The sequence below is a fragment of the Priestia sp. HNGD-A6 genome (assembly GCF_045784335.1).
Classification (GTDB): Bacteria; Bacillota; Bacilli; order Bacillales; family Bacillaceae_H; genus Priestia; species Priestia zanthoxyli.
Window position 1 is genome coordinate 3,150,904 of record NZ_CP138621.1, and the last position, 12,961, is coordinate 3,163,864.

Sequence of the window (12,961 nt, forward strand, 5' to 3'; positions counted from 1 at the left end):
CAATGATGTATCAATTAAATGGTGTATCTTACTATGTGCACACCGAGGGAAAAGGAGAGCCGCTGCTGCTTCTTCACGGCTTTACCGGTTCTTCTCAAACCTGGCGTACCTTTATGAAGAAATTCGTTAAAGACTATCAAGTGATTGCTGTTGATATTATTGGTCATGGCCAATCAGCAGCTCCGAAAGAAATCAAACCATATTCAATGGAAGCAGTTGTTGAAGCACTGCATGAGCTGCTTCAACAGCTATCTCTATCACAGGTGAATGTAATTGGATATTCGATGGGAGGAAGGCTTGCTCTCTCATTTGCTCAGCGATATCCACACCCTGTGAAAAAGTTGGTATTAGAAAGCGCATCGCCTGGTTTAAAAACGCGAGAAGAACAAAAGCTAAGAAAAGAAAAAGATGAGCAGCTGGCGAGCCGCATTGTGAAAAATGGAATTGAAGAATTTGTGAACTTTTGGGAGGAAATCCCTCTTTTTCGTTCTCAAAAGCAATTGCCTAGCTATGTTCAAGAAGCGGTGCGTCAAGAAAGACTTTCGCATACAGAAATCGGCCTTTCCAACAGCTTGAAAGGAATGGGAACAGGAGTCCAGCCGTCCCTTTGGGAGAAGCTGGACGATCTGTTGATGCCGGTTTTGCTTATTACAGGAGAAGTAGATCAAAAGTTTTGTTTAATTTCCAAAGAAATGCAAACATTAATACCAAATGCTACTTCTAAAATTATTTTAGGGACAGGCCATGCAATTCACGTGGAACAACCCGAGATTTTTGGTAGAATAGTAAGTGAGTTCTTAGCTACTACATAATTAGGAGGAAATAAAGATGACAGTTGAATGGACATCAGTACGTCAATATGAAGACATTTTATACGAAACATATAACGGAATCGCTAAAATTACGATTAACCGTCCGGAAGTGCACAATGCATTCCGTCCAAAAACAGTAATGGAATTGATCGATGCATTTGCTTATGCTCGTGACGATGCAAGCGTTGGAGTAATTGTATTAGCAGGTGCTGGGGATAAAGCATTTTGCTCAGGCGGAGACCAAAGAGTTCGCGGTCACGGCGGCTATGTAGGAGAAGATGAAATTCCACGTCTAAACGTTCTAGATTTACAGCGTTTAATTCGCGTAATTCCAAAGCCGGTTGTTGCAATGGTATCAGGCTATGCAATTGGTGGAGGCCACGTTCTTCACGTTGTATGTGACTTAACAATTGCAGCGGATAACGCAGTCTTTGGACAAACAGGTCCTAAAGTTGGAAGCTTCGATGCAGGATATGGCTCTGGTTACTTAGCTCGCATCGTAGGCCATAAGAAAGCGCGTGAGATCTGGTTCTTATGCCGTCAGTACAACGCTCAAGAAGCACTAGACATGGGATTAGTAAACACGGTCGTTCCATTAGAACAGCTTGAAGCTGAAACAATTCAATGGTGTGAAGAGATGTTAGAAAAAAGTCCAACCGCTCTTCGTTTCTTAAAAGCAGCATTTAATGCTGATACGGACGGCTTAGCTGGTATCCAGCAATTTGCGGGTGACGCAACGCTTCTTTATTACACAACGGACGAGGCAAAAGAAGGTCGCGATGCATTTAAGGAAAAACGCAATCCAGACTTCCAACAGTTCCCACGTTTCCCTTAAACAGCTGAAACAGCTTGGTGATTATCATCAGGCTGTTTTTTCAATTTGATTTAGTTAATTAGTATAAAAAGGAGAGAAATTTATGAGTGGCCAAACGATTCCTAATGGGCTTATGCAAAGAGCATATTTGACGCCAAACCGAGTGGCGGTAGAAACACCGCAAACATCGCTTACTTTTCAAGAGCTTCATAAGCGTGTTCAAAAAGTAGCGCAGCAGCTTTCGTTTAACGGTGTAAAGCAAGGTGATACCATTGCTTTATGCATGAAAAACAGCGTGGAGTTTATTGAGATTTTACATGCGGTTTCTTATATTGGCGCTCGGGTGCTGCTCGTCAATACGCGTTTGACAAATGAAGAAATCAATTATCAGCTAACAGATGCAAACGTGTCGTTGCTTATTACGGATGAAGCATTTTTAACGAGAGAGTTCCAAAGTTCTATTACTCAGCTTCCTTTATCTTCTTTAAAAAGTTCTCCAGAAACAGAAACGTATTTTCAGAAAACTTGGAATCTCGAGGAGACGTTCACCATTATGTATACGTCTGGAACAACAGGTAATCCAAAAGGAGTGCTGCAGACATATGGAAATCACTGGTGGAGTTCCATTGGTTCAGCGCTTAATTTAGGATTAAATGAAAAAGACTGCTGGCTTATAGCGGTTCCTTTGTTTCATATTAGCGGATTATCCATTTTAATGCGGAGCGTCTTTTACGGAATGAAAATCATTTTAGAAGAACGATTTGAAGCAAGAGCGGTGAATGAAGCCATTGAAAACAAAGGAGTAACAATTATTTCGGTTGTCACTTCCATGCTATCGAATATGCTGGATGAATTAGCTGAACGTAAATATCCAAATACATTTCGCTGTATGCTTTTAGGAGGAGGACCCGCACCGCTTACTATTTTAGAGGCTTGTGTGAATAAAGAAATTCCTGTTTATCAAACGTATGGAATGACAGAAACATCTTCACAGTTCGTTACGCTTTCACCTGAAGATAGTTTGCGAAAACTGGGATCAGCAGGTAAACCATTATTTCCGTGTGCAATGAAAATTGTAGATGAGAATGGAAATGAAACACGTGAAGCAGGAGAAATCATTGTTAAAGGTCCAAATGTTACAAAAGGATATTTAAATAAACCTGAAGCTACTAAAAAAGCCCTTCAACAAGGCTGGTTCTATACAGGAGATATAGGGAAAGTGGATGAAGAAGGCTTTCTATATGTATTAGACAGACGTTCGGACCTTATTATTTCAGGTGGAGAAAATGTATATCCAGCTGAAATTGAAAATGTTTTGTTGAAGCATCCCGCTGTTAAAGAGGCCGGTGTAACGGGAGTAGCCGATGGAAAATGGGGACAAGTTCCTGCAGCATGCATTGTTATAAACGAAGACGTTTCAGATGAAGAGTTATCTTTACACATTCAACAATTTTTAGCAAAGTACAAACTTCCAAAGTATTTCGTTCGAGTAGAGGAGCTACCGCGAACGGCCTCTAATAAAATCATACGCCGGAAGCTATCATCGTTCATACAGAAAGGAATTTAATCGATGATTATCAAAAAAGTACATCTTTATAAAATTGACATGAAGCTTCTTTCTCCTTTTTCAACAAGCTATGGTACGGTCCAGGATCGAGAATTGATTTTGCTTGAAGTAGAAGATGAAAAAGGATTTACAGGATGGGGAGAAGTCGTTGCTTTTTCATCTCCTTGGTATACGGAAGAAACGATTCGGACATGTTTTCATATGTTAGACGATTTTTTAATTCCTTCTCTTCTTCACCAGCAGCTTCAAAAACCAGAGGATGTTCAAAAGTTATTCAAACCTCTAAAGCGCAACAACATGGCTAAAGCAGCTTTGGACTGTGCTGTATGGGATTTGTATGCAAAGCGCCAAAATAAGCCCTTAGCCGAAGTAATTGGCGGAGTAAGGCCTGCTGTAGAAGCTGGAGTGGTAGTTGGCTTAAATGATATTTCCATCATGAAAGAACAAATAAAGACTTATATGAAAGATGGTTATAAGCGCTTTAAAGTGAAAATTAAGCCAGGCGCTGACTATGAGCTACTGAAACAAATTCGAGATGAATTTCCAAGCATTCCTCTTATGGCTGATGCCAATTCAGCCTATAAGTTAAGCGATAGTGATTCATTGAAAAAACTAGATGAATTGAATTTAATGATGATCGAACAGCCGTTAAGTTCGGATGATATCCTTGATCATCGATTATTACAAAAGCAAATGAAGACGCCGATTTGCTTAGATGAAAGTATTGTGAGCTATGAAGATGCACGTCATGCAATCGAACAAAAAAGCTGCAAGATTATCAATGTGAAAATCGGTCGAGTTGGCGGAATGTCTGTAGCAAAAAAAATTCATGATTTATGCGCCCTACACGGTGTAAGGCTTTGGGTTGGCGGAATGTTAGAAGCCGGGATTTCACGAGCTCATAATATCGCCCTTGCCACACTGCCTTCTTTCACGATACCAGGTGACATTTCTGCGTCGTCTCGCTATTGGGAAAAAGATATTATTAAGCCCGAAGTAGAGGTAGAAGCCGGAGTAATAAAGGTGAAGGAAAAACCGGGGATCGGATACGATATTGATAAAAAGTTTATCAAAACAATCACAGCATTTGAAAAAGAATACAAATAATTAAAAACCGTTTTTTATGAAAAACGGTTTTTTATTGATGTTGGCAATGTTTAGTAGAAAAATAGGACAAATTTTTTAAAAAGAGCACATTGTTCCATCAAGCGTGTCAAAACATGTTATGATGGAGTAGTTTGATGAAAAAAGTCGAAGGATTTTATCGTAAAAAACAAAATTATTTTTGAAAATAGGTTGATAGTTTTCTAAGTTGTCCTATATAATGTGTTTATAACATAACACAATATGTTGTTTGTTAAACAATAATAAAATACTATATTTTGTGTTTTCCAGTGAAAAAGGTGTCTGATAAAAAGACTTAAAAGGGAATTTGGTGAAAATCCAAAGCTGTCCCCGCAACTGTGAATGCTGATGAAATAAGGAAATCCACTGTGAGTAAACATCATGGGAAGGCCTTAAAGTAAAAAGAAGCATAAGTCAGGAGACCTGCCTTTTTTATGTCGTTTTATCTTCTTCGGGAGGTGAGAGGGTAGAGCGAGGATTGAGAAAAGACTTAGTGTCTTCTTCTATCTTCGTTCTATTCGCTCACCGAGGTACGGTGAGCGATTTTTTATTTTGAAGTGAAGAGAGGAGCCATATTTATGGTGAATACATTAAAGCCTACAATTCTACATGAATTAACTGCATATATTGAACGTTTAAAAAAAGAATTTACGCAGCTTGATTTTTCTTTGTATGAGGAAAAGGTTATTCAAACTGTTACAGTAAAGGAAAATATGACGGACGAAAAGGTTGCAAACGTACTAATTTTGGCAGCCCTAGAGCGTATTTCAATGGAAGAACCAGATTGGACGTACGTGGCGGCAGACGTCTATTTAAACGAACTATATCGAAAAGCAGCGGACAACCGAGGTTATGATAAAAAAGAGAAGTACGGTTCGTTTTATCAGCTTATTCAAGAACTAACAAAAATCGGCATTTATAATAAACAGCTATTAAAAACATATACAGAAGAAGAAATTAATGAAATTGCTTCAGTCATTATTCCTGAACGCGATCGTTTATTTACATACATTGGATTGCTGACATTAGCAGATCGCTATTTAGCGACATCACATGATAAGCGTGTATACGAATTACCGCAAGAACGTTTTCTTATCATTGCTATGACGCTGATGTCTCAAGAAAAGAAAGAAAATCGAACAGCATTAGTAAAAGAAGCGTACTGGGCGCTTTCTAGTCTATATATGACGGTTGCCACACCAACACTCTCAAACGCAGGAAAGAGCTACGGACAGCTATCTAGCTGCTTTATTGATACGATTGATGACAGCTTACGCGGTATTTATGATAGCAATACAGATTTGGCCACGCTTAGTAAAAATGGAGGCGGAATTGGTGTCTACCTCGGTCATATTAGAAGCCGAGGAAGTGATATAAAAGGTTTTAAAGGCGTATCATCAGGAACAATTCCATGGATGAAACAGCTAAATAATACGGCTGTAAGTGTCGATCAGCTAGGTCAACGACAAGGAGCTATTGCCGTATATTTAGACGTTTGGCATAAAGACATTTTTTCATTCTTAGACGCGCGTTTGAACAATGGTGATGAACGCCAGCGCACGCATGATTTATTCACTGGCGTATGTTTGCCAGATTTGTTTATGGAAAAAGTAGAAGCACGTGAAGACTGGCACTTATTCGATCCTCACGAAGTTCGTACGCTGATGGGCTACTCGTTAGAAGATTTTTATGATGAAGAAGAAGGCAGCGGTTCGTTCCGCACTCGTTACGCTGAGTGTGTAAACAATGAACAGCTTTCAAGAGAAACAGTGCCTGCTATTGAGATCTTCAAGCGCATTATGCTTTCGCAGCTTGAAACCGGAACTCCTTATATGTTCTATCGTGATACGGTTAACCGAGCTAATCAAAACCGACACGCGGGCATGATTTACTGCAGTAACTTATGTACAGAAATCACGCAAAACCAAAGTACAACGGTCGTAACAGAGGAAATTACGGAAGACGGAAAAATTATTATTACAAAGAATCCGGGCGATTTTGTTGTATGTAATCTTTCTTCTATTAACTTAGCGAGAGCCGTAACTGAAGATGTACTTGAACGTTTAATTCCAATTCAAGTACGCATGCTTGATAATGTTATTGAGTTAAATGATTTGCCGGTACTTCAAGCAAAGCTAACGAATCAAAAGTACCGCGCAGTAGGGCTTGGCACATTTGGCTGGAACCATTTGCTTGCCTTAAAGAAAATAGCATGGGAGACAGATGAAGCGGTAGCATATTGCGATGAATTGTATGAACAAATTTCTTACTTAACCGTGCAGGCAAGCATGAACTTAGCTAAAGAAAAAGGCGCATATCCATTATTTAAAGGCTCAGATTTTGAGTCAGGCGCTTATTTTGAAACACGTGAATACACGAGCGAAGCGTGGAGTGAACTGCGTAGCGAAGTTCAAAGCAATGGGATAAGAAATGGATATTTAATGGCTGTAGCACCTAATTCATCAACATCTATTATCGCGGGTTCTACGGCAAGTATTGATCCGATTTTCCGTAAGTTTTATTCAGAGGAAAAGAAAAACTATAAAATCCCAGTGACGGCACCAGATTTATCGCCAGCAACAAACTGGTATTATAAGTCCGTTTATTTAATTGATCAGCACTGGAGCATTAAGCAAAACGCCAAGCGCCAGCGTCATATTGATCAATCTATTTCATTCAATTTATATGTACAAAATGATATCCGAGCAAAAGAGCTGCTAGATCTTCATATGACGGCATGGAAAGAAAAATTAAAAACGACCTATTACGTACGTTCAACATCAAGTGAAGTCATTGAAGAATGTGAAAGCTGTCATAGTTAAAAGGAGTGAATAATTGATGACAAGCATGTTAAAACGAGAATTAATGAACGAAACAGCTCCGAACCGTTCGACAGGAATCATCAACGGCAAGAGCTCCAATATTCTAAACTGGGATGACGTCCGATTTTCATGGGCGTTCCCTAAATACAAGCGTATGCTAGCTAATTTCTGGACGCCGTTTGAAATTAATATGGGTCAAGATATTAAACAGTTCCCTCAGTTAACCGCTGACGAACAAGAGAGCTTTCTAAAAATTATTGGCCTGCTGGCGCTACTGGACAGTATTCAATCAGATTATGCTAGCAAAGTAGCTGACTATGTAACCGATTCTTCGATTAACGCTCTAATGATTATTTTAGCGCAGCAAGAAGTGGTTCATAATCATTCGTATTCATATGTTTTATCAAGTCTTGTACCAAAAGGAAAACAAGATGAAGTATTTGAATACTGGCGTACAGACGAAAAGCTTCGCGCACGAAATGACTTTATTACAAACGGATATAAAGCATTTAGCGAAGAAGCAACGGTTGAAAACTTTTTGAAGTCTATGGTATATGATGTTATTTTAGAAGGACTTTTCTTCTATAGCGGATTTGCGTTCTTCTATAATCTTGCGAGAAATCAAAAGATGGTGGCGACATCTACGATGATTAATTATATCAATCGTGATGAACAGCTTCACGTTGGGTTATTTGAAAAGATTTTCAAGGAAGTACTAAATGAAAATCCAGCTTATCGTACGGAGGAGCTAGAAACGTTTGTAGTTGAAACGTTCCAAGAGGCAGCTCGTCTTGAAATTGAATGGGCGGAATCTGTTATTGGAGAAAAATTCGACGGCATTACGATGAAAGAACTGCAGCAGTACATTGAATATATGGCGAATAAACGCTGTAATCAGTTAGGCTTCGGTCGAGCTGCTTTCCCAGAAGCACCGATTGAAAATCCTCTTCGTTGGATTATTGCTTATCAAGAGGTAGATTTAGGGAAAACCGATTTCTTTGAACAGAAATCACGACAATATACAAAAGCATCAGATGCAAATGGATTTGATGATCTATAAACACAAAAGCTGACTAATTTCCTTATTGATTAGTCAGCTTTTTTTAAGTGAATAAGTCCAAGTTCTAACGCACGTGTGGTAATTAAGTCATCAATTTCTTCTGGAATGTTTTCAAGTGTTCCCCATTTGTATGTCCATAAATGAGTAAATGATTGTACATAGATTGGAAAGGTTTGTTCATTTGCTTTTATGGCTTCTTCTTTAAAAAAATGAATCAGTTGTTCAGTCTTCATACTAGTCTCCTTTTTTATGATCTTGAAGAGAGAAAAAAGACAACCCAGAGGCTGTCCTTTTGCGGGTTACGCTTCAGTTGGCTTGAACGTTTTACAGTCTGTTTCATAGCTGCTTGCTGCATGTTTTCCGCTATGACTTACTACGTAAATTTCTTCTGCACTGCAGTGATTTCCATTTTTCCAAAAGTGACAGTTATTTACTTCACAAAGAATGTTTTGTTCCAACGTTAACCCTCCTTTGTATGTGATAGCTATAGTATGGTCAAAATTCAACTAACTTATAAGAAAGGTGGTAGACTTTCATTTTAATTGAGAATTTTTATCAATTAAACATTGACAAAGAGAATCATTCTCAATTAAACTGTATATATAGTAAAGAATACAGGTTGTTGTCAAATCATTAAATGAATAATTAATTGGGAGGGAACAAACATGTCATCAGTCATGGTTGTAGGAGGAGACAGGTTAAAGCATATTACAGATCGTCTAGCGGGAGAAGGGTTTAATGAAGTAATTCATTTAGATGGCCGTAAAAGCAATATGGTGAAGCGAGAAATTCCCGAACATATTGGGTTTGTATTAGTTATTACGGATTTTATTAATCACAATATGGCAAAAGTCATTAAAGAGAAAGCAAAAAAACAGCAAAAACCAATTTATTTCGTCAAACATTCATGGAGTGCTATTCGTAAAGTGATTGAGCAAATTTCATGATTTAATTTTTGATCATTATTGAGAATGAATTTCAATTAGGGTGGTGAGACATAGATGGAACCGATGAAAGTGCATATAAAGACACTTTCCAATAACCACATCGAACAATTTATTCGATGTCCGTACAAATTTTATCAGCAGCAGCTTCTTTTGAAAAAGACATCTATAGATTGGAAACAGCATGTTCAAGTAACCGTCCATCAAATCATTAAAACATACTATAGCAAGCCAGTTGAGTATCGCTCAAACCTCTATGTTTTACAGCTTATTGAAAAATATTGGCGTCTAAAGCCAAATATGTTTTCATCACCCATTCACTATTACGATGTGTTAGCTAAAGTAAGTGATTATTTACTGAGGTTTTTAGGCGAGAAAACACATGTGGATCTACCACTTTTTGTGTTTGAGAAATACAGCGTTTATGTAGAAGAAATTCAAAGCAACCTTTCTCTGACCATTGATTTTGCTACATGGACAGAGAAGTCTTATACGGTAACAAAATTCATTCTAGATGACCATGAAGAAGTGAAGAACGCAATGAAAGACTTTATTATCGTTTTTTCGAAACAAGCTTTTAAAAAGGTTCCTGAACAAATTCGTTTTTATTCATTATTAACCGGAGAAACAACAACTTATTATATTGCAACAGGCGATTATGAAAAAGCCATACTTCAACTACATATTGTCAAAAGTGTGTTAATGGAACCAAAACATTTTCAAAAGAACTATGCATCCAGTGAGTGTGAAAACTGTCCTCTTAAGCAAGAATGTGATGAAGAAGGGGATGTGCGGCCCACACTGCTGGTGTAAAGGAGCGTCATTTACATGAAGGAAATCTTACTAGCTTATGCGAGTATGTCAGGCAACACAGAAGCAATAGCCGATTTGATCGAAGAAGAATTAGTCAAGCATGGATTGCATGTGAAACGAGCAGAAGTATATGACATTGATGCTTCGGACCTTGTATTGGCAGAATCTATTATCTTTGGAGCTTATACGTGGGGAGATGGAGAGCTGCCAGATGATTTTTTAGATCTTTATGATGAAATGGATGATATAGATCTCAGTCAAAAGCAGATGGCTGTATTTGGTTCAGGTGATTCATCATATGATGTTTTTTGCGGAGCAGTTGATTTAATTGAAGAAAAAATAAAGGGACGCAACGGAAATATAGCTGTTCCTGGTTTGAAAATCGAGCTTTCTCCCTTTGGAGAAGATGTAGAAAAATGTAAGGTATTTGCTAAAGACTTTGCTGAAGTAGTGGCAAAATCTGCTGCTTCATAAGAAAACCCGGTCAAGTGCTGACCGGGTTTTTAATATGGCTTCTTTTTGCTGTATTCTTTATTATCTTTCATAAATAGACGCCAGAAATAAAAGAATCCAGGAAATAAAATCGCAAAGCCAACAATATACACAATAAATAACGAATGGAACGCATCGGGATGTGTAAATCCATTCTCAATCGTTACGTTTGGATACACGACATACGGTAAATGACTTCGTCCGTATACGTAACTTGCTAAGAAATATTGAAGGACGATTGATACCACGGCTAAACGAGGCATTCCTTTTCCTTTTTGAGAAGGCAGCAGCAGAGCAATACCAGCTACTACAAATAGACCTACAGACCCGTAAAGAAGAGGCTTAAACTGCATCATTTTATCATATAACCAGCTGGCTTCTGATTGCATTGTAATCATAATAAAGATAGCCATTAGCAGTGAAAGAGGTCCTGTAATGAGCGCATCGCGCCGATAGACCGCATAAGCTTCCATTTCGTCAGATGACTTCGAGTAATCTGCTAATAAAAGAGACGACAGAAACAGGGAAGAGGTAATGGCAAAACCAATAAATGAATAGACGTGCGGACTTGAAAACACTCTTGCTAAATTTAATCGCTGCGTTCCGTCAATTACATCAATAAATCCACCTTGACTTACGGGCAGTACGGCGATTAAAAAAGCAGGAATTAATACGCCAGATATACCAGATACATAAACCAACGCTCTCCGATATTTGAAGCTGCCAGCATAGTGTGAAAACACTAAAAATCCGCTTCGAATAGATAAGAGAAGTAAAATGATACTCCCCGGTACTAGTAGCACTGTTCCAAGCGTAAATGTAGCTCGCGGAAAAAAGCTAAACAGCGCAACAACAATCGCAACGATAAATACATTGGTTACTTCCCAAGTAGGCGATAGATATCTGTTTGCTACATCTGTAGCATTTGTTTTCGTACGGTTAATATAGACCATCGACCAAAAACCAGCTCCAAAGTCCATCGTTCCCATTACAGCATAGATAAAAATGAAGCCCCATATTACAGTAATTGCTAGTAATGAATCACCCATATTCTCACATCCTTTTTAATCTGCTTGCGCAGCAAGCTCTTTAGAAAGCGGATTTCGTCTAAAATAAAACACCAGTACAAGGGCGACTGCGGCCACGAGTACGATATAAACAAGCAAAAACAAGAAAAATAAAATATGCAAATTAGCAGAAGTAGTAACGGCTTCTGATGTACGCATGATGCGGTAAATGACCCAGGGTTGTCTGCCTGTACATGCGAAAATCCATCCGAATTCAATGCCCATGATCGCGAGAGGGCCCGTTGCGACAAATGCCCACATGAAAACTTTAGGGAAGCTTTTCTTCTTTAAAAACTTGTACCAAACAACGCCCACTAGCGCCACTAAAATTAAAATCGATCCGATAATGACCATACCGTTAAACAAGGTATGCACAAAAAGCGGCGGCCAATAATCTCTAGGGAAGTCATTGAGTCCAGTAATCACTGTATTAAAGCTATTACCTGACAAGAAGCTGAGCATCCATGGAAACTCAATGCCATACTTGACTCGCTGTTCTTTTTCATCTGTAAATCCGCCTAAAGCTAATGGCGCATGATCTTGCGTTTCAAATAGACCTTCAGCTGCTGCAAGTTTTTCGGGTTGATATTCGTATACTTTTTGCATCGATTCATGTCCATTCAAAGCTGTTACAAAAGAAAAAATCCCGCCGATTACTAATCCCATCATCAATGCTTTATGATGAAATTTATATTCTCTTGGATTATGTTTTCGCGCACGAAGCATTTTAAAGGCAGCGACTGAAGCAATGACAAAGCCTCCGGTTGTATAAGCAGAAACGGCTACGTGACCGGACGTTACAAAGAAACTCGGATTAAAGAAAGCTGCCCAAGGATCTACGCTTACAATTTCGCCATTTAAAATTCGAAAGCCAGCAGGTGTTCCTTCAAATGCGTGCACGTTTGTAATTAAAACGGCAGAGGCAAGAGCGCCTATTGCTACTAAAATGAGACTGATAATCCTCATTTTTCGAGAAATACGGTCCGCTGCGTATACGTAAATAGAGAGAAAAAGAGCCTCAATAAAGAAAGCATAAATTTCAATTTGAAAAGGAAGAGCCATCACTTTCCCTATGATTTCCATAAAACCCGGCCAAAGCAACGCTAATTGCACACCAGCAATCGTTCCCGTAGGAATAGCGACTCCAAGCAGGACAGCAGCTCCTTTTGTCCAGCGCTGTGCCATAAGTTCATAATCTTTATCTTTTGTTTTGTAGTAAAGAATTTCAGCCAATAAAATCATGAGAGGAATGCCGACGCCAAGAGTGGCAAAAATGATATGTACTCCCATGTTCAGACCAAACATTGAACGTGCAGTAACTAAATGATCCATTCATTTTTCAACCTTTCCAGTAAAGTATTGATAAACCTTATTGTCCACTTTTTACCACGCTTTATGCATCAGAATTGGTAAAACATATAACTTGAAAATAGTAATCATTACGA

The 12,961-nt window shown here is 38.6% G+C and carries 13 protein-coding genes and 1 riboswitch; of the genes, 9 read left to right on the top strand and 4 right to left on the bottom strand.

The window, feature by feature from the left end; genetic code table 11:
- Positions 1–2 precede the first annotated feature (2 nt).
- The 6 genes from menH (at position 3) to SCI76_RS16110 (ending at position 8,200) form a co-directional block, all read left to right on the top strand.
- Positions 3–812 carry a 2-succinyl-6-hydroxy-2,4-cyclohexadiene-1-carboxylate synthase gene (menH, locus tag SCI76_RS16085; RefSeq protein WP_243495221.1) on the top strand — a complete coding sequence of 270 codons (810 nt, stop codon included), beginning with the start codon at positions 3–5 and terminating at the stop codon, positions 810–812.
- 16 nt (positions 813–828) lie between these two features.
- Positions 829–1,647: a 1,4-dihydroxy-2-naphthoyl-CoA synthase gene (menB, locus tag SCI76_RS16090; RefSeq protein ID WP_013085280.1), complete on the top strand. Its 819-nt coding sequence runs from the start codon at positions 829–831 to the stop codon at positions 1,645–1,647.
- Positions 1,648–1,729: 82 nt separating this feature from the next.
- The gene (locus SCI76_RS16095) at positions 1,730–3,193 is read left to right on the top strand and encodes an o-succinylbenzoate--CoA ligase (RefSeq protein WP_098112340.1); all 1,464 of its coding nucleotides are present in this window, start codon (positions 1,730–1,732) and stop codon (positions 3,191–3,193) included.
- A 3-nt stretch (positions 3,194–3,196) separates the two neighbouring features.
- Positions 3,197–4,300 carry an o-succinylbenzoate synthase gene (gene menC / locus SCI76_RS16100; RefSeq protein WP_048019668.1) on the top strand — a complete coding sequence of 368 codons (1,104 nt, stop codon included), beginning with the start codon at positions 3,197–3,199 and terminating at the stop codon, positions 4,298–4,300.
- A gap of 277 nt (positions 4,301–4,577) precedes the next feature.
- Positions 4,578–4,764, top strand: a riboswitch (cobalamin riboswitch).
- Positions 4,765–4,896: 132 nt separating this feature from the next.
- The gene (locus tag SCI76_RS16105; RefSeq protein WP_028411864.1) at positions 4,897–7,140 is read left to right on the top strand and encodes a ribonucleoside-diphosphate reductase subunit alpha; all 2,244 of its coding nucleotides are present in this window, start codon (positions 4,897–4,899) and stop codon (positions 7,138–7,140) included.
- Between the two features lie 16 nt (positions 7,141–7,156).
- The gene (locus SCI76_RS16110) at positions 7,157–8,200 is read left to right on the top strand and encodes a ribonucleotide-diphosphate reductase subunit beta (RefSeq protein ID WP_013059560.1); all 1,044 of its coding nucleotides are present in this window, start codon (positions 7,157–7,159) and stop codon (positions 8,198–8,200) included.
- Between the two features lie 29 nt (positions 8,201–8,229).
- Here the strand turns inward: SCI76_RS16110 and SCI76_RS16115 are convergent, their stop codons facing one another.
- Positions 8,230–8,433: a hypothetical protein gene (locus SCI76_RS16115; RefSeq protein WP_013059559.1), complete on the bottom strand. Its 204-nt coding sequence runs from the start codon at positions 8,431–8,433 to the stop codon at positions 8,230–8,232.
- A gap of 66 nt (positions 8,434–8,499) precedes the next feature.
- Entirely contained in the window at positions 8,500–8,658 is a 159-nt protein-coding gene (locus SCI76_RS16120) for a DUF1540 domain-containing protein (protein WP_013059558.1), read from the bottom strand.
- 207 nt (positions 8,659–8,865) lie between these two features.
- On the opposite strand from SCI76_RS16120, the gene SCI76_RS16125 reads away from it, so the two are divergent.
- Genes SCI76_RS16125 through SCI76_RS16135 form a run of 3 tightly spaced genes read left to right on the top strand, consistent with a single transcriptional unit; the run spans position 8,866 to position 10,431 of the window.
- Positions 8,866–9,147, top strand: coding sequence for a DUF2325 domain-containing protein (locus tag SCI76_RS16125; RefSeq protein ID WP_028411863.1), 282 nt, complete (start codon positions 8,866–8,868; stop codon positions 9,145–9,147).
- A 54-nt stretch (positions 9,148–9,201) separates the two neighbouring features.
- Positions 9,202–9,957, top strand: a complete 756-nt coding sequence (locus SCI76_RS16130; protein WP_407544044.1) for a hypothetical protein — start codon at positions 9,202–9,204, stop codon at positions 9,955–9,957.
- A gap of 15 nt (positions 9,958–9,972) precedes the next feature.
- Complete coding sequence (locus SCI76_RS16135) at positions 9,973–10,431, top strand: flavodoxin (protein ID WP_034271367.1); 459 nt, start codon at positions 9,973–9,975, stop codon at positions 10,429–10,431.
- A gap of 29 nt (positions 10,432–10,460) precedes the next feature.
- Here the strand turns inward: SCI76_RS16135 and SCI76_RS16140 are convergent, their stop codons facing one another.
- Positions 10,461–11,498 (bottom strand): cytochrome d ubiquinol oxidase subunit II, encoded by a 1,038-nt coding sequence (locus SCI76_RS16140; RefSeq protein ID WP_028411860.1) that lies wholly within the window; start codon positions 11,496–11,498, stop codon positions 10,461–10,463.
- A 15-nt stretch (positions 11,499–11,513) separates the two neighbouring features.
- On the bottom strand, positions 11,514–12,848 hold the full coding sequence (locus SCI76_RS16145; protein WP_243495218.1) for a cytochrome ubiquinol oxidase subunit I: 1,335 nt from the start codon (positions 12,846–12,848) through the stop codon (positions 11,514–11,516).
- Between the last annotated feature and the right edge of the window lie 113 nt (positions 12,849–12,961).